Genomic DNA, 25,209 nt, shown 5'->3' on the forward strand with positions numbered 1-25,209 from the left:
AATTATGTATTTAAAATAATGAATAACACAATTACTAACCTGGGTTTAGTGGCCCTGAATGCATCGCGGGGATGGATAATATTGAGCATTTTTCTTGTTGCATACATTCCGTTGCAGGGTCAGCATATGTTCGTACGTGATTTTTACCAGGATGTTTACAATGCCGGACAAAACTATCAGATAGCCCAAGATGAGTATGGAGTTATTTATTTAGCCAACGGGGATGGGGTACTCATGTATGATGGGGCTGAATGGAACCTCCTTTATCTTCCCGGCAACCTAGGTGCCACTGCCCTGGCTGTTGATTACAATGACAATATTTATGTAGGGTCCGCACGAGATTTCGGGTACTATGCTAAGGATGCAAGGGGAATATACCAGTATAAATCACTTATATATAAGCTTGAACCGGAACATCGAAATGTTGGTATGATACACGAAATTAAGCTATTTAATAACTCTGTCTTGTTTTGTGACGAGCAACATATATATATCTATCAAGGGGAACATTTCAAGGTATTGAATATTAAAACTGACCCTTTTAAATCTTTGTTTGTAGTGGGAAACCATCTTTATATATCAAGCCTGGACAACAAATTTTACGAATATACTAAAAAAGGGATCCGGCTGATAAAAAAGGATCCTAGTATAAGCGTGTGGAGTATAACCCCCTACAAACAAAATAAGGCCATTTTACTTGACAACCAAAACAGGCTTTGGGTGTTTGACACAAATGCTCCCGACGAAAAACGATGGGAACCTTTTCCTGGGAATTACCGGAACCAATTAGGAAATGAAAAAATCGTTGCCATTAAGTATCTTCAAAATGGTCTGGTAGCACTCTTCACCATTCATAATATCATTTTTATAAAAGAAAATGGTGAGATATATAGTGACGTGGCCCCCGATTTTACTGAAGGTTATTATTATCAGGATGCTTTACTGGACACCGAACACAACTTATGGGTGGTCAGTCCTCATAAAATATCACATATCAGCACAAGTTCTCCTCTTTTATACATGGACAGTAACGATGGTTTTAAAGGGCAAATATTATCAATCTTTAAAAAAGGCGATTACGAATATCTTGGTACTGATTGGGGTCTCTATTATCGCAAAGGGAAAACAGCATTTAAGGTATTTCCCGGAACATATTCAGCAGAAGCATGGGACTTTTATTGCGACGACAATCATACATATGCAGCCAGCAGTTTTGGGATTTTTGAATTGAACGGAGATAATGCAACTAAAATCATAAACCACGATTATGCATTTGCATTGTGCGTACTCAAAAAAGACACAAGCGCTTTGCTTATGAGTACAGCATTTGGCACTGGCATGTGGTTGCTGAAAAAACGTGGAGATACATGGACAAAAACAAAGATAAAGGAGTTCGATAGAGGTATAGACTACATGTATGAAGATTCTGAACAGAATATATGGGCCAGTAATCTTCACAAAGGCATTTGGAAACTCCGCTTAAACTCTCAGAAGGACTCTGTAGTTGAACAGGAATTTTATGATGAGCATGGAGGACTACCATCCAATCTCAATAACAGGTTATATAAATTAAACAGCGGAGAAATTGTAGTAAGTACAACTAATGGCATATACAGCTACAGTAAAGACAGCAATCGTTTCATAACCGAAGATATTATAAACCAGCCATTTGAGGAAAGCGTATGTATTTACGCTGTGGAGGAGAGCACCGAGGGCGATATTTACTTTTGGGGCTCCATCTCACCTGAAGAAGCAACCGCCGGCATACTAAAAAAACAACCTAACGGGCAATATTATCTACCAACAACACCTTTTAAGAAAATAGCTGAAAAAACCCGCAAGAACAGTGTAGGTGTAAAAGCACCAATATTCATAGTCAGCCAAGAAGAGATATGGATTGGTAGCAAAAACAGGCTGATTACTTACAATGCTGAACAGGAGACATATTACGATCAACCTATTCACTTACGCATCCGGAAAGTATGGGACAAAGACTCTCTGGTATACTCCTATGGACAAAAGGGTAGGGATATTAATATTCCCTACAGCAGAAACAATCTACATTTCGAATTCACAAGTACCTTTCATGAAAGTGCCGAGGAAAATACATATCAATACAAGTTAGCTGGTTTTGAAGATACCTGGTCCGCCTGGAGCCACTCAACAAAAACCAACTTTACTAATCTTCCCGAAGGTAAGTATGCATTTACAGTCAGGACAAAGAATATTTATGGAAACATAAGCAAGCCTGTTCAATTTAAATTCTATATCAACGCTCCATGGTACAGAACCTATTGGGCCTATATCAGTTATTTCCTCCTGATCACACTGCTCGTTTGCATAGTAGTCCGGGCAAAAACCAAAAAGGTCGAACGGCAAAAAATGCTGTTGGAAAAAGAGGTAAAGAAAAAAACTGGTGAGTTACTGGCCATGAATGAGCATATATACAAAAATAATATCGAGATAGCCAGGCAAGCAGAAGAACTTAAAGAACTGAATTTCACCAAAGACAAGATATTCTCCGTCATATCCCACGATCTAAGAGGCTCCGTCAAACAGATTCCTGAACTTTTGAATTTGTTTGACTCGGGCTATATCACCCATGATGAGTTTAAATCCTGTATTCCCGCTCTTAAAGAGGCCTCTAAAAACTTATCCAGTCTGACCGATAATTTATTGCATTGGGCCAAAAGCCAGATGAAAGGGATAGAAGTAAGTAAATCACACTTCAGGCTGATCGATATTGTGGAAGAAACCATTCGGCTAACAGTGAGTCAGGCTGAGAAGAAAAAATTACAACTGATATGTACGGTTGACAATGAGCTCAAGGTATTTGCAGATAAAGACCTGATAAGGTTATTGCTTCGAAATCTGATTGGAAATGCCGTGAAATTCACTCCGGAGAAAGGAAAAATCACAATAAGCTCTCAGGTTATAGGACATTTAGTTCATATATCAGTAACTGATACCGGGGTTGGCCTGTCCAGCGAAGATATTAATAAAATACTTAGTAAAGAGTTCTTCTCAAAACATGGCACTAGCGGAGAAAGAGGCTCGGGTATTGGCCTTATGCTCTGCAGGGAGTTTACAGAGCTGCATGGAGGAAGCCTTACAATAGAAGGAATACAGGGCAAAGGAAGTACATTTACCTTTACCATACTGTACCAGCCCGAAAGTACTTTATAATACGACAACGCAAGCTCTCCAAGGTAAGTCAGACTTCCGCTACATATATGCAAGCTATGCTTATTAACATCCAACCTGAACGATAAGCAGCACATTATCAATATTAGGTACACCATTTTGTCTACCTAATTACCCCCCTTTTTGTCACCCCACCACATCATAAAAGAAGAGTCAAGAGACTTAAGATTGCAGATTGATTAATTCTGATCAACAGACAGATGGATACATTTTAAACATTAAAAAAATATGAGACTTCTTTTATTATCGCTACTAATTTCAGTATGCACAGGAACTTGATCCGTATGAGATGACTATTGAAGAGTTGATGCAGATTGAAATATATTCTGTTACAAAAAAAGCAGAATCACTTTTCGATACGCCTTTATCCAGCTCTACACTCACCGCGGATGAAATAATTAATTCGGGAGCAACCAGCATTCCCGAAGCTCTCAGGCTGATCCCTGGATTAATTGTAAGAGAGCAGGCCAACGGCACGTATGATGTACACCTGAGAGGATTTGACAACCTGACAAGGTACAGCAGGGGGGCAGATGCTGCAAATTACATCACACTTATCATGATAGACGACCGGCCGATTTTCAATAATAATCAGGGCGGAGTGTATTGGGAGACTATCCCTATAAGCCTGATCGATATTGATAGAATCGAGGTTATACGAGGGCCTGCTGCACCTTTATACGGACCAAATGCAGTGGCTGGTGTAATCAATATCATTACAAAAGAATTAAAAAAAGACGGGCTTACGCTAAATGCCGATGTCAGGGCAGGTATGCCCAATACCCACATAGGCGGCATAGGAGCCGGGTATAAATTTAATGATAAAATCAGCACATATGTATCGGGAAATTATGAAGTTCGAGACAGACATGATGATTTGTACTTTGAATATGCTTCAGACTCCTACAAGCCTATTAACGAATTGATTTCAGTTGATGGATTGCAACAATCCGTGCCTCAAGAATTTATCACTGATTATAAAAGATCTGTCGACAAAAAAGGAGCCAATCTTTTCCTGGACTATCATCCTGTTGATGACCTAAATATTGAGCTACAGGCCGGGCTGCAAAAGTCTCAGGTTCAAAAAGTATACATTACCAATGACTGGTCTCCGCTTTCCACTTCTGAGAATGAAACAAAGTATATAAACCTCAGTACAACCAAAGGTAATCTTAAAGGGAGAGTGTCCTATGTAAATGGAATGGACCATTTCAACAAAGGCATGCAATTCCCTCTGCTTAAATATGACCATGAAACCCTAAACGCGTCCGTTGAATATGACTGGAGCCTGACAGATGACTTGTCCGTAAGGCCGGGTGCTTTTTATCAGTCAGCCACCTACAGCGATAAAGATTATGTGTCACCTCAATCCGGGATCATAGGCATTCTAAATGCAAAACGAACAATAACAAATTCAGCCCTTTCACTAACCGCTGATTATAACCTGACTGAATCTTTAAGACTGGTCGGTGGAGTTCGCCTTGATGAATTTTCATCGCCCAATGACATTTACATGTCCTATCAAATATCAGGCACATACCACCTCAATAAAAACAATATTGTGAGAGCTGTATATTCAAAATCCAGCAGCGGCTCTTTTATAGGCTCTAACTATGCAAATATATATGCAGAAGTGCCGATTCCCGGAATACAGGGAGCAGAAGCATTGATCAGCTATTCCGGCAATAAAGACCTGAAGTTATTTCAAATAAATATGCTGGAACTTGGCTTCCGTTCAAAAATCAAGAGTAACCTGGAGCTTGATATTGAAATTTTCAGACAAATCGGGAAAGACATGTATTTCCTTCTTCAGGACAGGGCGCCGGAACCTTACATAGCAGAAATATCTCAGTATTTTTACTTTGAGAATATAGATACAAAGGCTATTCAAAATGGCATCACACTATCCGCTAATTATGTTGCCAGTAGCAAGCTCCATATCAAGCCATTTGTTACCTGGCAAAATACAGAAGTAGAGAATACTCCTACGGGGTTCAACACTGAAGCGGTGGACCCGGTCAACAACATTAACACTACCGTAACAGTTACCAATGACCAAACACCATCCCTGTTTGGAGGTATATATATTAATTACAAGCCTGTTAAGCAACTTAACGTTAACCTCAATCCTTATTATATGAGCAGCCAGCATCAGTACAGTTTTTACAGCCAGATAAACCCTGCCACCAGGTCAGGGGAAATAGACAGTAAACTTATCCTGAATGCAAAAGTCTCGTACGATGTTACAAAAAACATTAATGTATATGTGAACGCCAGAAATGCATTTAACGACCAAAGCCGTGAGTTTATGGGAGCTGATGGAAATGGTACTGTCCTGTTGGGTGGGTTGAGAGTATCCTTATAGTGAATGGCCTATAAATAATAGTTTTACAATACAACATGATACAGAAGGGGACCAAAAATCTTCTTCTGTATCTGATTTATCAGCCTGCCCAGCCTTCCCGGTCCAGGCTTCTGTATTGAATGGCTTCGGCCAGATGTTCAATTTTAATTTCGTCAGAACCTGCCAGGTCTGCAATAGTTCTGGATACTTTTAATATCCTGTCATATGCACGCGCTGAAAGGCCCAACCTTTCCATGGCAGTCTTTAGCAATGTTTTACCGGCTTCATTGATTTCGCATACATCCTTTACCATCTGCGACGGCATCATAGCGTTGGAGTGGATTGTAGCATTATCTTTAAAGCGACCGGCCTGGGTTTCCCTTGCCCGGATCACACGCTCTCTTATTTCAGTGCTACTTTCGGTCTTTCTGTTTGCTGTCATTTCATCAAACGATACAGGAGTAACTTCCACATGGAGGTCTATTCTGTCCAGTAGTGGTCCGCTCACTTTACTCAGGTATCTCTGTACTACGCCGGGAGCACACACGCATTCTTTTTCAGGATGATTGTAATACCCGCAAGGGCACGGATTCATGCTGGCTATGAGCATAAAGTTAGCCGGATAGTCCAATGATATTTTAGCCCGGGAGATGGTTACTTTCCTTTCCTCCATCGGCTGGCGCATCACCTCAAGTACTGTCCTTTTAAACTCAGGAAGTTCATCTAAAAACAATACCCCATTATGCGACAAAGATATTTCACCGGGCTGAGGATTACCTCCTCCACCCACCAAAGCCACATCGCTGATGGTATGATGGGGGGAACGATAAGGGCGTGTTGAGATCAAAGATGAATTTGAGCCCATTTTACCTGCCACCGAATGTATTTTTGTGGTTTCCAGAGCCTCGTGAAGCGATAATGGAGGCAAGATTGAAGAAAGTCTCTTGGCAAGCATCGTTTTTCCTGCTCCAGGAGGGCCAATCATGATAACATTATGCCCACCCGCAGCGGCTATTTCCAAAGCTCTTTTTATATTTTCCTGGCCCTGGACATCTTTGAAGTCGACATCATAATTATTAAGTTCGGCCATAAAAACATCCCTGGTATCTACTTCCAGAGGCTCTATTTGCATTTTTCCCTCAAAAAACTCAACGGCTTCATTGATGTTGCTGACACCAATAACATCAATATCATTTACAATGGCTGCCTCCTGAGCATTCTCTTTTGGCAGCACCAGCCCCTTGTATTTATTTTTCCTGGCTTCTATGGCTATGGGCAACACCCCTTTTATAGGGCGCAGAGTACCATCCAATGAAAGCTCTCCCATGATCATGTATTGATCAAGTAATTCTGCGGTTATCTGACCGGAAGCCTTTAAAATGCATAGCCCGATGGGCAGGTCATAGGCACTTCCCTCCTTCCGTATGTCAGCCGGCGCGAGGTTTACCACTACCTTAATCCGCGGCATTCTAAAACCATAGTTTTTTATGGCTGACTCCACCCGGTGCTCACTTTCCTTGACAGCGCTATCGGGCAAGCCACTCATATGAAACCTGGTACCTTTCCCTACATTAACTTCAATAGTAATTACCTTGGCATCTACACCGTAAACAGCGGCCCCAAAAGTTTTTGCCAGCATTCTATAAATAAGATTTTTCTATCAATAAAATAATTATGTGTATAACTTTGATGTGAATTTCCTGGATACGATCCGCATAACCAAAGTGGGGCACTCTGATCTCAACATCGGCCAGCTCGGCCAGCTCTCCGCCACCGTTACCTGTAAGTGCTACTACTTTGGCACCTTTCTTTTTGGCTACCTTGGCAGCCTCTAATACATTTTTAGATTTTCCACTGGTACTGATAGCCAGCAAAACATCATTTTCTCCGGCAAACGCTTCCGTAAACCGGGAAAAAACCCTTTCGAAGCCATAATCATTACCAACACATGACATGTAACTCGGATCTGATATGGCAACAGCGGGAAGTGGGACCCGTTCATCCCTGAACCTCCCTGTAAGCTCCTCCGCAAAATGCATCGCATCACAATGAGAGCCTCCGTTACCACAGGAAATGGCCTTACCGCCATTTTTAAAAGCAGTAACGAAAAGTTCAACGGCAGCAGTGATTTGCTTTAAACTATTGGGGTCTGTTAAAAATTTATCAAGTACATCAGAAGCCTGAAGGAGCTCCTGCTTTATCAACTTGTAGTTATCCATGCTAAAAAGTTATTCCTGATCTTCTTTCTGTTCTTTCTGTTTCAGTTCTGCAGGAGCAGTAGAGGATTTTGTTGCCTCTTGCAAATCAAACATCTTGGCTTTTAATGAATTGATCTCGTGTTCAAGCTTCTCCCTTTCCTTTTTATGATTCCTGACTTCCATCGAAATCAAAACAATATCTATAAAAAACAGAATAAGGCCAGCTATAGCCACATAGATCATGAGGTCCATTCTTTCACGAAGCTTTAAAAGGAATTCAAAATCTTCGGACTTATAATTCACATAAATAGACACCAACAAAAGGCCGATATGGAACAGGAAATAGATAATATAAAAAATGGACCTTGGTTTTCTCATAAAACTCTTCTTTTAGACAACTGGCAATATAATATGAAGCATGAATTCATTATAATTAAAAGTAAGAAAATTTATTAAGTATTCTGCATCACATTTAATTTTTTGTATAACCCCTCACGGGCCACTAATTCATCGTGTGTACCCCTCTCTACCTCCTCTCCTGACTGTATAACAAGTATCTCGTCTGCATGTTGTATCGTGCTCAACCGATGAGCTATAACTACCGAAGTCCTGTTTTTCATAAGATTTGAGAGCGCCTCCTGCACGAGCTTTTCCGACTCAGAGTCAAGGGCAGACGTGGCCTCGTCCAGTATGAGGATCGGAGGGTTTTTCATCACTGCTCTGGCAATGCTTATCCTTTGTCTCTGTCCACCTGAAAGCTTCATCCCTCTGTCACCAATGTTTGTATCGTAGCCATTTTCCATTTCCATTATAAAACTATGGGCATTGGCAATTTTTGCAGCATTGATCACTTTTTCACGGTCAGCATTTTCAATACCAAAAGCGATGTTGTTAAATATAGTATCATTGAAGAGAATCGATTCCTGGGCCACTATTCCCATTAACCTGCGTACTGACTCCACATCATAGTCCCTGATATCAACGCCATCAATCTTAACAGCACCCTGAGTGGGATCATAGAACCTGGGGATAAGGTCTGCCAGCGTGGACTTACCGCCACCGGATGGGCCCACCAATGCTATGGTTTTGCCCTTTTTAACAGTGAAGGAAATATCTTTCAGCACTGTCTCTTTATCGTAGGCAAAACTTACCTGATCAAACACTACCTCCTCCTTAAAATCACTGATCTCGATGGCATCTGGTTTATTGACAATGGCGGGGGTAGAGTCTATTACTTTAAATATCCGCTCGCCGGAGGCTATACCTTTATGAAGCCCGGATATACCTGCAGCAAATGCCTTGCCCGGAGAAATTATTTGTGAGAAAATGGCCAGATAAGCGATAAACTGTGGCCCATCCAGACTTCCGTCAGCCGAAAGCACCAGGGACCCTCCGTAGTAAATAATTATACAAACAATAGCTACCCCCAAAAACTCGGAAACGGGAGACCCCAACTCTCTTTTGTAAGAATATGACAAGTTTACTCTCCTGTAATAATCTGTTTCCCTGTCAATTTTGTCAGTCACATACTTGCGAGCATTAAAAGCCTTCACAATACGCATACCTCCCAAAGTCTCATCAAGTATATTTACTATCCTCCCAAGGGATTCCTGGCTTTGCACTGCTCTCTTTTTCAGACGCCTCACAATTTCTGCAAGTGCACCACCAGTAATCGGCAGCACAAGAATAGTAAATATTGTAAGCTTTGCAGAAATGGTAAAAAGGAAAATGAAATATATAATAATAGTAACCGGCTCTCTAAAAAGGGCCTTGGGGCTACTTAGAATAGAAGCTTCGACCTCCTGAACATCATTCGTGATCCGCGACATCAAATCACCTTTCCGCTCATTGGTAAAATACCCCAGGTGCATGGACGAAACACGGTTATAGATATCCATCCTAAGATATTTAACCACATCAAGCCTTATTTTAGTTACAATTATCGTGGCCAGATACCTGAAAATATTTGTAATAAAAACAGAGACAATAACTATAATACAAACAAACAAGAGAGCCTCCTGCTTGCCATGTTGCTCGATGATATTACCAAAGGTGTAGTAAAAGTAATCGACAATATAATCAGTGCTAAGCTCAAACGATCCCGGGTCCACCACCTCCTTGGCACTCTCTGTTTCAAACAGTACACTCAGCAAGGGGATAAGCAGCGTAAAATTGATCGCACTAAAAATAACCGCTAATAAAATATAGGCCGCATACTGTGGTAAGAATGCCGCCAGGTTACGCCCGTATTTAAATACTCTAAAAAATGTTTTCATCACTTATTTCCATTCCGAAGATCCATCATCACATCCAAGATCCTGCTCCAAAATCATCAGTTTAGCCTGTTTTCCAAGTTTATATTCTAAAGACGCTGCAATTTAGGCCTTTACTCCTAAAACTCGTTTAAACGCTGTGGAATATTCCATCTCAGAGCTACTGATGTGTAGTTGGTTTTTTGATTCAGCGAAGGCACATCACTATCCAGTTTTCTAAAAATGTGCTTAACGTCAATGAAAAAATTATGTTTCCATTGGTAAGAAGCTGTGAGATCAGCAAAAAGCAGATCATTACCAATGCCCTGTCCGATCTCATTACCATAATCCATTTCCCGCGTTGTATTACTTTTAAGAATGTTGCCGCCATAATTCACTCCTGTGCTATCCGTTCCGTAGCTGGCAAAGATCAACTTGCCTGACAGGCTTAACCTCCCCGTTGGCTGATAGCGTGCCAGGGCAACAATCTCCGTAAAATTTGCCCCCAACGGATGTGCCAGGGGCTGCCTGTAGTGAGAATAGCTATTATAAACATCTCCATGAGAGTAAGTATACGGCCTTGAAAGATTCCCTTCAAGTTGAAGATCGAGGTTATCGATACCGAAGGCATCAATATACTCGCCTCCCAGCTGCACCGAATATTTATTGGCCCACCAGCCATCTCCTTCCCTGATGTTTTCGAGCAGGAACTCGTCAAGCACAAGCTGACCATAAAAAGATATTTTCCTGGCCGCAAGCCATTTAAAATCCATACCCAGCAATACATTATCAGAACTTCCATTTTGCTGCTCTACAGCCCGGTAAAAAATAATTGGGTTCAGGTATTTTAACTCAATGTGCCCGTCACTAAGAGAATCTGCATTGCTATAGATCACAGACTCAAACACACCTACGTTCAGTTTCTTTCCAATATTTATACCCAGGTGGTGCAAAGCCATATATTTCTTCGGGTAGCCTCCACTGCCAATAAGGGTATTACCTGAAGTGAAAATATCAGCTGTCATTTCTGTAAACAGGTTGGTATAGTTGATCTTCCATACCTGGGTTTGCATTTTCAGGAAAAGGAATGCCGGAGCAAAATCAGAAAGTATCATCGACCTGTATCCATTGCCAACCTTAAACTGATCATGCCCGAACTGCAGGTTTACATGTTTGGTAGCTGCAAAGCTGATATAACCTCGCGCTGTAAAGAAATCAACGCCATTATCTTTGAAGTCTTTCCAAAAACCTTCGTGAGGAACCACCTTATTGCCCGAAAAAATATACCTTCTGGTGTATTGAGGGAAAATCACCTGGTTTTCACCTATAAATGAGTAAAACCCTAGCTTACGGTCTATCATTCCTCTCACCTCAACACCACGGGTATTTATAAAGGTCTTCACATTATTTGCTGTCTCCCTGCCCCCTCCTAAATATAACACGGGGTTGACGTGCAGGTCAAAATCCTCGGTATTCACATGGTAAAGATCTGACTTTACTTTATAAAAGTGCTTCAAAAAAGGTTTTCGGCTTTCATTGTTCAAACTATCTGCCCATTCCCAGTTATCATTACTCAGATAGTTAATATTAAACCTGTCAGTAGCCGACCACTGTATGTCACTACGCTTAAGGCTATCGGCAAAGGCAGCAATGTGCTTCCTCTGATAAGGCTTCCAGGCACTGAAAAAACCGGGGTAGATCCTGCCGCTTTTTATTTCATACCTGTCTATCTGGTGGTAATAATCGCTATTGAGGGGAGCATTAACACTTTGGGCAAACAACATTACAGGAGCCAAAGCAAAAAAAACCGAAAGGAGATGCTTCATAAAAATATCTGTTAAGCTTCAAATGCAACCTAAAAACTTACAAGAACCTCATTACAAAAATATATTTACAGTATGTGCCAAGGTCAGTGTTTTATCCCAATTACATAAGAAATTTGAATATCCTGCAAAATAAGGAAAAATAGTGTTTATCTTTGCAGAATAAAGTTTTGAAAAGTTTTGCACTTAAAGTTTAAATGGGTAATTTTGTGCCCTCTTTGGGAAGATTGAACAGAAAAGGTACTAATAAAATGAAAAAAGACATACATCCGGAATACAGAGACGTAGTTTTCTATGACACTTCAAGTGAGCACAAGTTTATGACGAAGTCTACAATGACTACTGGCGAAACTATCAAATGGGAAGACGGCAACGAATACCCTTTGATAAAAGTTGAAGTTAGTTCTGCTTCTCACCCATTCTATACTGGCAAAAAACTATTTGTGGATACTGCTGGTAGAGTTGAGAAATTTAACAAGAAATATAAGAAGAAGTAATTCTGTTATATAACATTTAATTAAAGTCTTCAGGATAAGCTTATCTTGAAGACTTTTTTATTTTTGTGATGTGAACAATCAAAAAACAAACCCCTATCAACAGATATGGTAATTAGCAGCCTATAGAGGGCTCTTCCACTGTTTTTGGCAACATTTGGTTGTTCAATGTGACCATTGAAGGTAAACTGATATACATGAATATTATTCTCTTTGATGATCCTTTCATCAGGCAATCTCTCTTACCACTAACGTTTACCAGACCGGTAGCAGAAATCCGTGTGGGTATACTCACAATTTCTGACAAGTGGGATAAGAGACTTGAAGGTAATATTTCCTTTCATACCATAGATTACCTGAAAGAAAAATACCCTTGTCTGGCCGGCGACAATAATATCTGGATAAACGGGGCTCTTTGCCCCAGTCAGGAGCTGATTCAGGCCATTCATGCACTTACTCCTGAAACTGCCCTGATAAAAGGCGACACGATACTGGCCGCCCGTACCGGGTACGGGGAGTACGACCACCTCAAAAATCTAAAACACAAGTCATTTGCCGGTCAGGCCACACTCATAGATCAGCCATGGAAAATATTCAAAGAAAATGCAACCCAACTCAGGCTTGACTTTGACCTGATCACCCATGACAGGATATCTGAAGATATAATGGATCCGCACACCGTGGTATATGGAGAAGAAAACCTGTTTGTAGAAGAAGGAGCTACCATCAAAGCGGCGATTATTAATGCTGAAGCAGGCCCTGTATATATTGGTAAGAATACAGTAGTCCATGAAGGCGCTATTATCAGAGGCTCTTTAGCATTATGCGAAGGGGCTCAGCTGAGCATGGGAGCCAAAATGCGTGGAGATTCTACGGTCGGCCCCTATTGTAAGGTTGGCGGTGAAGTGAGCAATTCGGTTATATTCGGATATAGCAACAAAAGCCATGATGGTTTTTTAGGAAACTCCGTTATAGGCGAGTGGTGCAACCTGGGTGCTGACACCAACACCTCTAATCTGAAAAACAATTATGCTAATGTAAAGATCTGGGACTATGGAAAGAGCGGGTTCAAAAACACCGATGAAATGTTTTGCGGACTGATCATGGGTGACCATTCCAAATGTGGCATCAACACCATGTTTAATACCGGTACGGTGGTGGGTGTATCCGCCAATATATTTGGTTCCGGATTTCCCCGTAATTTTATTCCATCGTTTTCATGGGGTGGTGCCGGCGGTTTTATTACTTACAGGCTTGATAAAGCTAATGAAGTTATAGATATGGTGATGCAAAGGCGCGGAATGATATACGATAGCTCTGAGCAGGAGATTATAAAAAATATTTTCGATTTAACGGCCGAATTCAGGTACTGGGAGAAAAATTAAAAACTTATGCGATTTGCTAATATCAAAGGGCTGGAAGACGTAAAGGAGCGGTTGATCAACGCGGTGAACCACGGGCAAATAGCCCATGCCCAGTTGTTTTTAGGCAAAGCGGGTAGCCCTAACCTACCTATGGCCCTGGCATATGCCGCTTACCTTAACTGCACCAACCGGACAGAAACCGATTCATGCGGAGAATGCCCCTCCTGCTCGAAAAATACTAAATTCATTCATCCCGACATGCATTTTGTAATGCCGGTAAGTGCCACTAAAAATGTAACCGGAAAGGATGTTGTAAGTACAAGCTTTCTCAAGGAATGGAGGACTTTTCTTACAGAATCACCCTTCGGTAACCTTGATAGCTGGACAGGTCAGTTTGGAGGCGAAGACAAACAGGTAAATATATCCAAGGAGGAAAGCCGCCAGATAGTAAAAAACTTATCACTAAAAGCCTTTGAAGGTGCGTATAAGGTTATGACCATCTGGCTTCCCGAGTATATGCACCCTTCGGCCGCCAATGGCATATTGAAAATACTGGAAGAACCGCCGGAGCAAACCGTATTCCTGCTGGTTTCCAATGATGCGGAAAGGTTGCTAACCACTATCCTTTCCCGTACCCAGATAGTAACTATACCCAAACTAACTGACGAAAACCTCGCAGCCATGCTTATTGAGCAACACCATGTGGAATCGCAAAAAGCTGCAGAATTAGCTCATTTGGCTGATGGAGATCTCAACCAGGCTATTAAGCTCATCAGCAACATAGAAGACAACAGCCATCTGCTCTTTACAGAGTGGATGCGCGACTGCTTTAAGAAAGACTATACACAACTGGTCAACCGCAGCGACCAGTTTCATGGCATGAACAAAGTGGCTCAAAAAAGCCTGTTTTTGTATGCATTGAACATGTTGCGCGAATCTCTGGTTTACCAAACGGCCCCTCAGCTTAAAAGGGTCAATGGCGCAATTGACAGCTTTATAGAAAATTTCAGCAAAGTTATGGATGGTGATAAAGTCAGCCGGATTTCTTTACTGATCAATGAAGCACACTATCATTTAGAGCGGAATGCAAGCCCTAAAATGGTATTTTTAGATCTTTCATTACATATCGCCAGAATCATCAAATAATATGGAAAAAATCAGAATAGGGACGAGAGGAAGCAAGCTGGCCCTGTGGCAGGCAGACCACGTAGCCGCTTTGCTAAAGAAAGGAGGAATTGAATCTGAGATTATCACCATCGAAACAAAAGGTGATAAAATACTGGACGTTTCGATTTCCAAAATAGGTAGTAAAGGCGTGTTTACAGAAGAGATTGAAGATCAGCTTCAGTTAGGCAATATCGATATTGCCGTACACAGCGCCAAAGATATGCAGTCGGAGCTGCCAAAGGGCTTTGAACTGATTGCATTTACGGAACGTGAGGTAGTCAATGACGTGCTTGTGGGCATGGACCTCTGCCTTTCTCTTGACAAGCAAGACATTGTGGTAGGTACTTCTTCAACCCGCAGGGTGGCCTTACTGAAGCACTTCTACCCCCATGTTAAAACGGTTTCGGTACGGGGTAATCTTCAGACACGAATTGCCAAAATGAAAGATGGTGTATGCGATGCACTACTTTTAGCCTATGCCGGTGTTCATCGCATGGATTATGACGACATGATCATTTCAAAGCTTCCCCTGGATAAATTTATTCCGGCTGTTGGTCAGGGAAGCGTGGCCGTAGAGTGTTCTACATCTCTGAGTGAAGAGAAAAGACAGGCCATCCGTCAGTACGTAAACCATGAAAACACAGAAAAAAGGCTGCGTTGTGAGCGAGGTTTCCTAAAAACCCTGCACGGCGGCTGTAGCATTCCTGTTTTCGCCCTTGCAGACTTACAGGAAGGTACCCTTACAATAAAAGGTGGTATAGTTGATCTGGAAGGAACAAAAATAATCCGAAAAAGAATTATGGGACCTGCCGAAAATGCGGAAACCATAGGGCAGGAGTTGGCCGAAGAGGTATTAAAAGCCGGAGGAGATAAAATTTTAGAAGACATCAAAGAAAAGTTAAACCAAGAACAAACGCATGAGAGTAAGTAATTTCATAATGATCCTGTTAGTTATATGTACCATGCTCTTTGGTGCATGTGCTTCAGAAAAAGACTATCTGGTGACAATTAAAACCGAATATGGCGATATGCACGCCATACTTTATGACGAAACCCCTCAGCATAAAGAAAATTTCATCAAACTGGCTAAAGAAGGATTCTACGATAGTTTGTTATTCCATAGGGTTATTGAAGATTTTATGATCCAGACCGGCGATCCTGATTCTAAAAATGCCAAACCAGGTCGACCATTAGGCTCGGGTGGTCCCGGATATCAGATTCCTGCAGAGTTTGACAAAGACCTTTATCATGCTAAGGGAGCTTTATCTGCTGCCAGAACGAATAATCCTGAAAAAAAATCCAGTGGCAGCCAGTTCTATATTGTACAGGGCAAGAAATGGACTGAGAAAGAGCTTACTACGGATATGAATAAGTGTGGTGCCGCTGCCAGGCAGTTGATGGAAAGAGGAGACCAGGACTCGGTGAAACAAATGCTGATTAATATTTATCAGACAGAAGGCCCGGAGGCTTATGGCAACAAGCTTATCGAAATGCGAGATTACATCTCTGAAGTAATGCAGATAGACCTCACAAAAGAAATTGCTCCTGAAAGATTAAAGACTTATACTACCATTGGCGGGGCACCGCATCTTGATGATGAATATACTGTGTTCGGTAAGGTGATCGACGGGTTGGAGGTTATCGACAAAATAGCTGCTCAACCGACCGACCAGCGCGATCGTCCTACTTCAGATATCAGAATGATTGTGGAAGTAGAAGAGTTACCTAAAAAGAAAATAACAAAACTTTACGGTTACGAATTTCCAAAAGAAGAAAAGTAATGAAGATACTCATAACAGGCTCTAACGGCTTATTAGGTCAAAAGCTGGTCAAACTAATGTCTGCTAAAGCAGACATAGAAGTAATCGCTACTGCACGGAATAGTGACCGGCTTCCTGTAAACTATGGCAGCTACGAGTTCCATCCTCTTGATATTACCGATGAAGCGGCTGTTTTGGATGTAATGAATCAGTACAAGCCTGATGCCGTCATTAATACTGCTGCCATGACTAATGTGGATCAATGCGAAAGCGAAAAAGAAGGTTGTATTGATCTGAATGTTAATGCCGTAAAATACCTGATCAAGGCCTGTGAGGCAACAGGATCTCACCTTGTGCATTGCTCTACCGATTTTATTTTTGATGGTACTCATGGACCGTTGGATGAAAACGAAAAGCCTAATCCGGTTAACTTTTATGGAGAGAGCAAGCTGGAGGCTGAAACCCTGGTGATCAACAGCAACATTTCCTGGGCCATCGCCAGAACAGTACTGGTATATGGCATTGCCAATGACATGAGCCGCTCTAACATCATATTGTGGGTGAAGAACAGCCTGGAAAATGGCAAAGAAATTAATGTGGTTGATGACCAGTGGCGCACTCCTACCCTTGCCGAAGACCTTGCAAATGGCTGTTACCTGATCGCCAAAAAGAAAGCCAAAGGCATCTACAACATCAGCGGCAAGGATATGTTAACACCTTATGACATGGCCATCAAAACGGCCGACTTCTTTAAGCTGAACAAAAGTCTGATCCACAAAACAGATGGATCAAAATTCAAACAACCGGCTAAGAGGCCTCCTAAAACTGGTTTTATCATTGAAAAAGCCCGCAAAGACCTCGGCTATGAGCCACATTCTTTTGAAGAAGGGTTGAAGGTGCTGAGTGAGCAAATGCAAGTAGCATAGACGGGCTATGAAGATGGGCAGGCAATTTAAAAAACTCATCTTCATAACCCTGTGCATATATTTATTACTGGTTATGGCTGCATTTTTATCTCAGGAAAAACTGATATTTCACCCGGAAAAACTACCCGAAGATTTTCGGTTTGATCTCAGAGAGGGTGCAGAAGAAATTTTTCTCAATACTTCAGACAATGAAAAGGTTAATGCCTTATTTTTCCCGGGTTCAAAAAATGAAGTAGTCCTGTATTTCCACGGCAATGCCGGGAGCCTGGCAGGGTGGCAACAGGTATCGGATGATTTTACGGATAAGGGCTATGGCCTCTTAATTATTGATTATCGAGGTTATGGAAAGAGCTCCGGAGAAATTACAGAAAAGGGTTTATACCTTGATGCAGAAGCCGCATACCAATTTTTAACAGAGACCAAAAAGTTTTCACCTCACAACATCGTTATTTACGGACGCTCTATTGGCAGCGGCATTGCCACTGAATTGGCCAGCCGGCATCAAACGAAAGGGTTGGTGTTGGAATCTCCTTTTTCAAGCCTGAAAAAACTTGCCAATCAAAAGATGCCGTTCCTTTTTCCTTCACTGTTTCTTCAATTTCATTTTGACAACATCAACAAACTAGATTCCATCAGTTGCCCGATACTACTGATCCACGGTGATGATGATACGCTAATCCCTGTATCTCATGCCCGTAACCTATACCAGGCTTATTCAGGAAAAAAGAAACTGGTAATTATTCCACAAGGTACACACAATGACCTTAGCTTGTTTGACCAGTATCACGAGACATTAAACTTCACTCACGAATTCTTTTCCTCAACAGGAGAATAAGCCGATTTAAATTTTTCAGTATAATTTTTAATCTTTACGTAAACCATCTCTCGCTATGAAAAAATTTGACCTGGTTTCGGGAAGACTATTTCCATGGTACTTTCAACTGGCCGGTGGGATTGTGTTGGTTACAGGTATCTCATACATTCAAAGTAACCTGATACTCTCGTTAGTACTAATATTTATAAGTGTATTGGTCTTTACGGGATATTCAGGCATACAGATTGATCACCAAACGAAAACTTACAGACCGTATTATTCATTTTTATTTCTAAAAACCGGTAAATCAATGAGGTATGAAAGTATAGACAGAATCTACATTAATGCCAACGTTGTAAGCCAGCGCGTATTTACGGCACACACTAATAGCTCTACAACATTTAAAAACGTAGATTTTGATGCTTAACATCAAATTTAACAACGGTGTAAAAGAATATATTATGTCAAAAAGGGATAAGGGAGCTCTGATTAATAAACTTAAGACCGTGGCAGAAGCCCTGGAGGCTCCTTTGGTTGATAATTCATAAACAGGCTTGAATGCCCCTCTACAGATTGTTGACTACATTAACCCTCCATCCAGAGTGTCTGCCTCAATTGTATTTTTTCCTGGTATTTTTCGGGCTTCAATTATACCTCTCACAAGATAAGCAATGATTACTCCTTTGATTAACCACCCTTTGTACAGTGTATCAATATCGATAAAAGCACTTAATCCGATATTTAAAAGATAAAGCAATAACCCCAGAACTACGGCAGCCAGCGGACTGGATTTTGTCCACAAAGCCAGTAAAATATAAACTACTCCTATTACCGAGTAAAAAATTAAAGAAACCATATCATGCACCATCACACCCATACCATAAAGGATAGCGTACAAAAAGAACAATCCTGCCAAAACATACAACGTATTTCTCGAAGCTTTCACATGCTTCTCTGCTGTTTCAGTACGGCTACGCATTAAAATTTCCTGGGCTACAGCCTTTGCTTTCGATGCTTCATCAACTGAAGAACTTTTGTGCTGAGGATTTTCCATTTCGGATCTGATTTAAAAACTTCTAACATAATAAATAATCCACTCTGATCTTAGCTTTTTTTATTTTTCCCATACACTATCCCGCTGATATTCACCCTTATTCATCACATATGTTTCTAAAAAGTAGAACAAATTAAATATTTATTGCATATATTAGTTCTACAATTTAGAATATAATGAAAGAGACACGTTTAGGGGAATTTGAAGAAGTCCTGCTCCTTCTGGTAGGTATTTTGGGCGAAGATGCTTATGCATTTAAAATTGCGGAAGAGTTTAAAAGCCAGACTCATAGAGCAGCATCCATAGGTGCAGTACATTCAACGCTCAACCGCCTTTCCGAAAAGGGCTTTTTAACCTCTGAGATGGGTAGCTCCTCACCTGAAAGAGGTGGGCGCAGAAAGCGTATCTATACGATAACAGCAATAGGCAAAAGGGTGCTTGAAGAAGCCCGTGATTTTAAAGTATCTCTCTGGGAACAATATCCCGGCTTTGCTAATGGATAATAACAACAGCCATACTCCACCCCGGTTAGCTGAGGCTTTTTTGCTCCGGTTCCTGAAAGAGGAGCTGGGTGAAGAGGTGCTGGGCGACCTGGAGGAGAAATTTCACAACACCGTAGCACACAGGTCAGTGTTGCGCGCCAGGATCAACTACTGGTACCAGGCATTTCAGTATCTGAGGCCGTTTGCCGTCAGAAATTACAGGTCAAACTCAAAATTCAACATTATGTATCAACACAACTTTAAAACCAGCCTGCGGAACATATTAAAGAACAAGGGCTATTCATTAATCAATCTTAGCGGTCTTGTGGTAAGTATGACCGTTGTTATTCTCATTGGCCTTTGGGTCTATGATGAGCTTTCTTTCAACAATTATCACATCCATAAGGAAAATATTGCCCAGGTAATGATCGAACATCACAATCCGGGTGAAGATATCCATATGGGCACAGTTCTCCCTCCCGCTTTGGGTTCTCTTTTGAGGGATAGTTACTCAGAGCATTTTGAGCAGGTGGCCATGATGCGGTCACGCCCGGAAGAGAGGATATTTACCACAAGCAAAGGCCATTTTGCCGAGTCGGGTTACTTCATGCAACCTGCTGGTGCCATGATGTTCGGTCTTAAAATGCTACAGGGAGACATCAACGGACTGAAAGATATAAACGCTATTCTGTTATCTGAAACTACCGCACAAAAACTATTTGGTGATAGCGACCCTTTAAACCAGATAATAACGATGGATGGCAATATTGAACTGACAGTAACAGGTGTTTATGAAGATCTTCCCCATAACTCAACCTTTCATGATGCTTCCTACTTTGCCCCGCTCGATCTATATATCAGTGGGTGGTCCAGCCTTGATGTTTGGGACAATTACTTCATACATACTTATGTGAAGCTCAAACAGCACGCTAATCATCAAAAGGCATCAGACCTGATCAAAGACCTGATCCTGCAACATACTGAGGGTCACAGCAAGCGCTATCTTTTCCTTAACCCGATGGATAAGTGGCATTTACATTCTGAATTCGAAAATGGCCAGCCTGTAATCAGCCAAAGGCTTCAATTCATCTGGCTCTTTGGTGCCACAGCCATTTTTATTTTGGCGCTGGCCTGTATTAACTTTATGAACTTAAGTACTGCTGCTTCTGAAAAGAGAGCAAAAGAAATAGGAATAAGGAAAAGCCTCGGCTCTCAACGCTTACAGCTAATGAGTCTGTTCTTAATCGAAGCATTCCTGCTGTCATTTTTAAGTTTTTTAATAGCCACAGCCATTGCAGTACTTGTCCTCCCCTGGTTTAACAACATTGCTTCCAAAGAAATAGCATTCCCTTCAACCAACCTATGGTTTTGGTTTATCGGGTTCACCATTTCGCTGATCACCGGCATGCTGTCCGGCAGTTACCCTGCGTTTTACCTCTCAGCGCTCAACCCCGTTAAGTCACTAAAAGGTGGTTTCAGCTCCGGTAAAAAGGGAGCTTTGCTTCGAAAAACACTGGTGATATTTCAGTTCACTATTTCCATACTGCTCGTCAGTGGAACCTTTGTAGTGTATCAACAGGTACAACATGCAAAAAACCGCCCAACGGGATATTCAAAGGCCAACCTATTGGTAATTCCTAAAAGGTCCGGGGAAATCTATGGAAAATACGAAACGCTCAGCAATGCGCTGAAGAAATCAGGAGCTGTAATGGAAGTTGGCGAAGCGAATTACCCCATCACCAACACTTTAGGCAACAACAATGGTTTTGATTGGGAGGGAAAAGCCCCATCGTTTGACCCCTCTTTTAATACCATACTTGTAAATTATGATTATGGCAAAACCATTGGTTGGGAAGTGTCCGAAGGACGGGATTTTGATAAAAATCTTACCACTGATGTTTCCAGGTCCGTAATCATTACAGAATCGACCAAAAAGCTTATGGGACTGGAAAACGCGGTTGGGTCGGAAATACATTTCTCCAAAGATTATTTTGGCAGCAATAAATTCACGATTGTAGGTGTGGTCAGGGATATGATCAAAGGTGATCCCTTTCAGGCACCAAGACCAGCTATCATGTTCCTGTCCAACAATGAATTGCCTTATATGTTTGTCCGGCTTAATCCTGACCTGACTGTTGCGGAAGCATTGACAAGGCTGGAGTCGGTAATCAAAGATATTGTTCCATCTGCACCGTTTAATTACAGTTTCGTGGATATGGAATACAATGCCAAGTTCCGTGCAGAAGAGCGGGCAGGTCAGCTGGTTTCCATTTTTGCCGTCCTGGCCATCTTTATCAGTTGCCTTGGCATGTTTGGATTGGTCTCTTTCATCACTGAGAAACGAACCAAGGAAATAGGTATCAGAAAAGTATTGGGAGCACCAATAGTTAGTCTCTGGAGGATGCTTTCTTTAAATTTCATCTATCCGGTGGTTGTCGCATGCCTTATTGCAACGCCAATTGCTTATTATCTGCTCAACAACTGGCTGCATGCCTATGACTATAAAATTGAAATGTCCTGGTGGGTATTCGGTCTTGCCGGCCTTGCAGCTATTACGGTAACTATGGTCACTGTAAGCTATCGTACAATTAAAGCGGCTTTACTTAATCCTGTAAAAAATCTGCAGTCAGAATAAAGCCAACGGATATGCCACCGAAGCACAAAACAGTCCCTCCAAAGCTTGCCTGCCGCTTACTACTCTGGTTCCTGAAAGAGGAACTTGCCGAGGAAGTGCTGGGCGACCTGGAGGAGAAATTTTATCACACTGCAGCGCAAAGGTCAGTGCTGCGGGCCAAGGTCAATTATTGGTACCAGGTATTTAAGTACCTAAGACCATTTGCTATGAAAAAAAACAGGTCAAACTCAAAACTATTTATTATGGTACAACACAACTTTAAACTTAGTTACCGGACTTTTATCAGATATAAGAGTTCATTTTTAATCAATTTAGCCGGCTTATCCAGCGGACTGGCTTGTACACTGCTAATCTTTCTCTGGATAGCCGACGAGCTTGCCATGGACAAATTCCATGAAAAAGATGAGCAGCTTTATCAGGTTTATCTAAACCATGAAGAGAATGGTTCCGTAAGGACTGCCCCTCCCACCCCGGGAATACTGGCAGAAGCACTGGCTAACGAGGTGCCGGAAGTAGTTACAGCCGTAGAGGATACTGATATGGACTGGTTTGGCAATAATTTTGCACTATCCGCCGGTAAGGAAAAGATCAAAGCCAAAGGAAAATTTTCAGGCAAAGATTACCTCAACCTCTTCAGCTTTAAGCTCAGATCTGGTGATCCTGAACAGGTGTTGGATGACAAAAGCTCAATAGTGATGACCGAATCGCTGGCGCTAAAGCTGTTCGGCTCTTTAGATGTCATAGGCAAATCCGTAGACTGGAACCTATTGCACTTTAAAGGTCAGGCAAAAGTTTCAGGCATACTATACGATCTATCCGATAATTCAACGGACCAATTCGATTTCATTCTTCCATTTGCCATCTTCAAAGATAACCTGGATAGTGACGGTATGCACTGGGGAAATTTCAACAGCTATACCTATGCAGAACTGTCCAAAGGGGCTGATGTAAAGCAGTTGAATAAAAAGCTGGCAAACTTCATTAAGCAGAAAGACGAAGGAAGTAATGTAACGGCTTTCGTGACAAAATTTTCTGACATTTATCTGCATGGCAATTATCAAAATGGCGTCCTCACAGGCGGCAGGATCACTTATGTAACGTTGTTTTCTGTTATCGGTATTTTCATACTTTTGATCGCTTGTATCAATTTTATGAATTTGACCACCGCCCGAGCATCCAGAAGGCTTAAAGAAATTGGGGTCAAAAAAACGCTTGGGGCAAAAAGAGGCGGACTATTTAGTCAGTTTATGGGTGAGGCCATCATCATGTCTGTAACAGCATTGATCATTGCCCTGGTCCTGGTTTACATGGTCATTCCTCAATTCAACGAACTGACAGGCAAATCCATTTCCCTCCAGCTTACCTGGAAGCTTGTTGGTATTATATCAGGCATTACACTTATCACGGGGATATTGGCAGGGAGCTATCCGGCTATCTATCTTTCCGGATTTAGGCCCATCAATATTTTAAAAGGCAAACTCAATGCTTCTTTCGGAGAGGTATGGATCAGAAAGGGACTGGTGGTGTTCCAGTTTGCATTATCCATAATCATGATCGTAAGTGTGCTGGTAGTGTACCAGCAAATCGACTTTGCACAGACCAAAAATCTGGGATATGACAGGACTAACGTACTTAAAGTGCCTATAGAAGGCAAGGCCGTTGAAAACATACCCGTTTTTTTGAATGAGCTTAAGCAGGTCCCGGGCGTAATCGAAGCTTCCTGCACTTCCCATTCCATTGTCTCCAGTGGGTCATTCACTACCGGTGTGAGCTGGCCGGGAAAGATCCTGATCAAATTATCCGCTTTGAACAGGCACGTGTGTATCATGGGTTTCTGGAGACTCTTGGCATCCAACTGGCCATGGGGAGGAGCTTCTCTGATCATGTCGATTCAGAAAAATCAAAGATCATATTTAATGAAACAGCCATAGAAGCTATGGGAATTGAGAGCCCTATTGGTACAACGGTTATTATGTGGGGCGAAGAAAAAGAAATAATCGGCGTGGTTGAAGATTTTCACTATTCCTCATTGCATAGTATGGTAGAGCCCATGCTATTCCATTTTGATACAGGATTTCTCCAGAATGTTTTCATAAAAATTGATAGTAAGCAGATAGGCGAAACCATCTCTGCTATCGAATCTTTCTACAACAAATTTAACTCCGGTTATACTCTGGAATATGAATTTCTCGACCAGAATTATCAGGCACAATACGTTGCTGAGCAGAGAATCTCCACTTTATCAAGGTTCTTTGCAGGAGTTGCTATCATTATATCGTGTCTCGGTTTATTTGGTCTGGCAGCATTTACAGCAGAAAGGAGGCAAAAAGAAATCGGGGTGAGAAAAGTACTGGGCGCCAGTAGCTTCAGGATCATTGCCTTATTGTCAAACGACTTTACCAAGATGGTGCTTGCATCAATAGTTATAGCTTTACCAGTGAGTTACATGCTGGCCGAAAACTGGCTGAGTGATTTTGCCTATCACGTCCAGTTAAAATGGTGGTTGTTCGGATTAGCTGCACTTTCATCATTGGTCATCGCCTGGCTTACCGTTGGCATCCAAACCATAAAAGCAGCACTTACTAATCCAGTTGAGTGTCTTAAAGATGAATAGAATAATATAAGCAGGAATCCTCATCCTGCTTATTAATAAAAACTACATTTAAGAATAATATTTCTGTTCATTTCTTTC

At 41.6% G+C, this 25,209-nt stretch carries 21 protein-coding genes; 15 read left to right on the forward strand and 6 right to left on the reverse strand.

The genetic code is table 11. The features are described 5' to 3' along the window. The first annotated feature begins 18 nt into the window (after positions 1–18). Positions 19–3,186, forward strand: a complete 3,168-nt coding sequence (locus LVD17_RS04610; RefSeq protein WP_233765064.1) for a sensor histidine kinase — start codon at positions 19–21, stop codon at positions 3,184–3,186. Between the two features lie 307 nt (positions 3,187–3,493). Further along, entirely contained in the window at positions 3,494–5,569 is a 2,076-nt protein-coding gene (locus tag LVD17_RS04615; RefSeq protein ID WP_233765065.1) for a TonB-dependent receptor plug domain-containing protein, read from the forward strand. Positions 5,570–5,648: 79 nt separating this feature from the next. On the opposite strand, the gene LVD17_RS04620 is transcribed toward LVD17_RS04615, so the two are convergent. From LVD17_RS04620 to LVD17_RS04640, 5 genes are all read right to left on the reverse strand, one after another. Next, positions 5,649–7,187, reverse strand: coding sequence for a YifB family Mg chelatase-like AAA ATPase (locus LVD17_RS04620; protein WP_233765066.1), 1,539 nt, complete (start codon positions 7,185–7,187; stop codon positions 5,649–5,651). A 1-nt stretch (position 7,188) separates the two neighbouring features. Next, positions 7,189–7,767 (reverse strand): D-sedoheptulose 7-phosphate isomerase, encoded by a 579-nt coding sequence (lpcA, locus tag LVD17_RS04625; protein ID WP_233765068.1) that lies wholly within the window; start codon positions 7,765–7,767, stop codon positions 7,189–7,191. Positions 7,768–7,776: 9 nt separating this feature from the next. Continuing rightward, positions 7,777–8,124, reverse strand: a complete 348-nt coding sequence (locus tag LVD17_RS04630) for a hypothetical protein (RefSeq protein ID WP_233765070.1) — start codon at positions 8,122–8,124, stop codon at positions 7,777–7,779. A 74-nt stretch (positions 8,125–8,198) separates the two neighbouring features. Beyond that, positions 8,199–10,022, reverse strand: a complete 1,824-nt coding sequence (locus LVD17_RS04635) for an ABC transporter ATP-binding protein (protein WP_233765071.1) — start codon at positions 10,020–10,022, stop codon at positions 8,199–8,201. A gap of 116 nt (positions 10,023–10,138) precedes the next feature. Beyond that, positions 10,139–11,824, reverse strand: a complete 1,686-nt coding sequence (locus LVD17_RS04640) for a hypothetical protein (RefSeq protein WP_233765072.1) — start codon at positions 11,822–11,824, stop codon at positions 10,139–10,141. Positions 11,825–12,072: 248 nt separating this feature from the next. Here LVD17_RS04640 and LVD17_RS04645 point away from each other — a divergent pair, with 248 nt between their 5' ends. The 9 genes from LVD17_RS04645 to LVD17_RS28465 all read left to right on the forward strand — a co-directional run bounded on the left by LVD17_RS04645 (position 12,073) and on the right by LVD17_RS28465 (position 18,894). Then, the gene (locus LVD17_RS04645) at positions 12,073–12,318 is read left to right on the forward strand and encodes a type B 50S ribosomal protein L31 (protein ID WP_233767930.1); all 246 of its coding nucleotides are present in this window, start codon (positions 12,073–12,075) and stop codon (positions 12,316–12,318) included. Positions 12,319–12,512: 194 nt separating this feature from the next. Next, on the forward strand, positions 12,513–13,700 hold the full coding sequence (locus tag LVD17_RS04650) for a GlmU family protein (RefSeq protein ID WP_233765073.1): 1,188 nt from the start codon (positions 12,513–12,515) through the stop codon (positions 13,698–13,700). 6 nt (positions 13,701–13,706) lie between these two features. Further along, complete coding sequence (locus tag LVD17_RS04655; RefSeq protein ID WP_233765074.1) at positions 13,707–14,825, forward strand: DNA polymerase III subunit; 1,119 nt, start codon at positions 13,707–13,709, stop codon at positions 14,823–14,825. A 1-nt stretch (position 14,826) separates the two neighbouring features. Beyond that, a complete protein-coding gene (hemC, locus tag LVD17_RS04660) occupies positions 14,827–15,777 on the forward strand; it encodes a hydroxymethylbilane synthase (protein ID WP_233765075.1) in 951 nt (316 codons plus the stop codon). Further along, positions 15,764–16,627, forward strand: a complete 864-nt coding sequence (locus LVD17_RS04665; protein ID WP_233765076.1) for a peptidylprolyl isomerase — start codon at positions 15,764–15,766, stop codon at positions 16,625–16,627. Before hemC ends, LVD17_RS04665 begins: the two co-directional genes overlap by 14 nt. Next, a complete protein-coding gene (locus LVD17_RS04670; RefSeq protein ID WP_233765077.1) occupies positions 16,627–17,532 on the forward strand; it encodes an SDR family oxidoreductase in 906 nt (301 codons plus the stop codon). The genes LVD17_RS04665 and LVD17_RS04670 overlap by 1 nt, the downstream gene beginning before the upstream one ends. A gap of 73 nt (positions 17,533–17,605) precedes the next feature. Further along, positions 17,606–18,367: an alpha/beta hydrolase gene (locus LVD17_RS04675; protein ID WP_233765078.1), complete on the forward strand. Its 762-nt coding sequence runs from the start codon at positions 17,606–17,608 to the stop codon at positions 18,365–18,367. A gap of 55 nt (positions 18,368–18,422) precedes the next feature. Further along, on the forward strand, positions 18,423–18,773 hold the full coding sequence (locus LVD17_RS04680) for a hypothetical protein (protein ID WP_233765079.1): 351 nt from the start codon (positions 18,423–18,425) through the stop codon (positions 18,771–18,773). Beyond that, entirely contained in the window at positions 18,766–18,894 is a 129-nt protein-coding gene (locus tag LVD17_RS28465) for a hypothetical protein (RefSeq protein ID WP_255702560.1), read from the forward strand. The genes LVD17_RS04680 and LVD17_RS28465 overlap by 8 nt, the downstream gene beginning before the upstream one ends. 32 nt (positions 18,895–18,926) lie before the next feature. Here the strand turns inward: LVD17_RS28465 and LVD17_RS04685 are convergent, their stop codons facing one another. Continuing rightward, positions 18,927–19,400, reverse strand: coding sequence for a hypothetical protein (locus tag LVD17_RS04685; protein WP_233765081.1), 474 nt, complete (start codon positions 19,398–19,400; stop codon positions 18,927–18,929). Positions 19,401–19,576: 176 nt separating this feature from the next. Here LVD17_RS04685 and LVD17_RS04690 point away from each other — a divergent pair, with 176 nt between their 5' ends. From LVD17_RS04690 to LVD17_RS04705, 4 genes are read left to right on the forward strand one after another with little or no spacing between them, the layout of a single operon-like run. Then, positions 19,577–19,903 (forward strand): PadR family transcriptional regulator, encoded by a 327-nt coding sequence (locus LVD17_RS04690; protein ID WP_233765082.1) that lies wholly within the window; start codon positions 19,577–19,579, stop codon positions 19,901–19,903. Continuing rightward, positions 19,896–22,517 carry an ABC transporter permease gene (locus LVD17_RS04695; RefSeq protein ID WP_233765083.1) on the forward strand — a complete coding sequence of 874 codons (2,622 nt, stop codon included), beginning with the start codon at positions 19,896–19,898 and terminating at the stop codon, positions 22,515–22,517. Before LVD17_RS04690 ends, LVD17_RS04695 begins: the two co-directional genes overlap by 8 nt. Positions 22,518–22,528: 11 nt before the next feature. Further along, complete coding sequence (locus LVD17_RS04700; protein WP_233765084.1) at positions 22,529–24,448, forward strand: ABC transporter permease; 1,920 nt, start codon at positions 22,529–22,531, stop codon at positions 24,446–24,448. A 5-nt stretch (positions 24,449–24,453) separates the two neighbouring features. After that, positions 24,454–25,131 carry an ABC transporter permease gene (locus LVD17_RS04705; protein ID WP_233765085.1) on the forward strand — a complete coding sequence of 226 codons (678 nt, stop codon included), beginning with the start codon at positions 24,454–24,456 and terminating at the stop codon, positions 25,129–25,131. Positions 25,132–25,209 lie beyond the last annotated feature (78 nt).

This window comes from Fulvivirga ulvae (genome assembly GCF_021389975.1).
Lineage (GTDB): Bacteria > Bacteroidota > Bacteroidia > Cytophagales > Cyclobacteriaceae > Fulvivirga > Fulvivirga ulvae.

What these genes read in the sequence shown, in the direction of transcription:
- LVD17_RS04690 (WP_233765082.1), top strand. Translation starts at nt 19,577, where the DNA reads ATGAAAGAGACACGTTTAGGGGAATTTGAAGAAGTCCTGCTCCTTCTG.
- LVD17_RS04695 (WP_233765083.1), top strand. Translation starts at nt 19,896, where the DNA reads ATGGATAATAACAACAGCCATACTCCACCCCGGTTAGCTGAGGCTTTT.
- LVD17_RS04685 (WP_233765081.1), bottom strand. Translation starts at nt 19,400, where the DNA reads ATGGAAAATCCTCAGCACAAAAGTTCTTCAGTTGATGAAGCATCGAAA.
- LVD17_RS04635 (WP_233765071.1), bottom strand. Translation starts at nt 10,022, where the DNA reads ATGAAAACATTTTTTAGAGTATTTAAATACGGGCGTAACCTGGCGGCA.
- LVD17_RS04640 (WP_233765072.1), bottom strand. Translation starts at nt 11,824, where the DNA reads ATGAAGCATCTCCTTTCGGTTTTTTTTGCTTTGGCTCCTGTAATGTTG.
- LVD17_RS04650 (WP_233765073.1), top strand. Translation starts at nt 12,513, where the DNA reads ATGAATATTATTCTCTTTGATGATCCTTTCATCAGGCAATCTCTCTTA.
- LVD17_RS04610 (WP_233765064.1), top strand. Translation starts at nt 19, where the DNA reads ATGAATAACACAATTACTAACCTGGGTTTAGTGGCCCTGAATGCATCG.
- hemC (WP_233765075.1), top strand. Translation starts at nt 14,827, where the DNA reads ATGGAAAAAATCAGAATAGGGACGAGAGGAAGCAAGCTGGCCCTGTGG.
- LVD17_RS04645 (WP_233767930.1), top strand. Translation starts at nt 12,073, where the DNA reads ATGAAAAAAGACATACATCCGGAATACAGAGACGTAGTTTTCTATGAC.
- lpcA (WP_233765068.1), bottom strand. Translation starts at nt 7,767, where the DNA reads ATGGATAACTACAAGTTGATAAAGCAGGAGCTCCTTCAGGCTTCTGAT.
- LVD17_RS04630 (WP_233765070.1), bottom strand. Translation starts at nt 8,124, where the DNA reads ATGAGAAAACCAAGGTCCATTTTTTATATTATCTATTTCCTGTTCCAT.
- LVD17_RS04700 (WP_233765084.1), top strand. Translation starts at nt 22,529, where the DNA reads ATGCCACCGAAGCACAAAACAGTCCCTCCAAAGCTTGCCTGCCGCTTA.
- LVD17_RS04655 (WP_233765074.1), top strand. Translation starts at nt 13,707, where the DNA reads ATGCGATTTGCTAATATCAAAGGGCTGGAAGACGTAAAGGAGCGGTTG.
- LVD17_RS04705 (WP_233765085.1), top strand. Translation starts at nt 24,454, where the DNA reads ATGGGAATTGAGAGCCCTATTGGTACAACGGTTATTATGTGGGGCGAA.
- LVD17_RS04670 (WP_233765077.1), top strand. Translation starts at nt 16,627, where the DNA reads ATGAAGATACTCATAACAGGCTCTAACGGCTTATTAGGTCAAAAGCTG.
- LVD17_RS04620 (WP_233765066.1), bottom strand. Translation starts at nt 7,187, where the DNA reads ATGCTGGCAAAAACTTTTGGGGCCGCTGTTTACGGTGTAGATGCCAAG.
- LVD17_RS04615 (WP_233765065.1), top strand. Translation starts at nt 3,494, where the DNA reads ATGACTATTGAAGAGTTGATGCAGATTGAAATATATTCTGTTACAAAA.
- LVD17_RS28465 (WP_255702560.1), top strand. Translation starts at nt 18,766, where the DNA reads ATGCTTAACATCAAATTTAACAACGGTGTAAAAGAATATATTATGTCA.
- LVD17_RS04680 (WP_233765079.1), top strand. Translation starts at nt 18,423, where the DNA reads ATGAAAAAATTTGACCTGGTTTCGGGAAGACTATTTCCATGGTACTTT.
- LVD17_RS04675 (WP_233765078.1), top strand. Translation starts at nt 17,606, where the DNA reads ATGGCTGCATTTTTATCTCAGGAAAAACTGATATTTCACCCGGAAAAA.
- LVD17_RS04665 (WP_233765076.1), top strand. Translation starts at nt 15,764, where the DNA reads ATGAGAGTAAGTAATTTCATAATGATCCTGTTAGTTATATGTACCATG.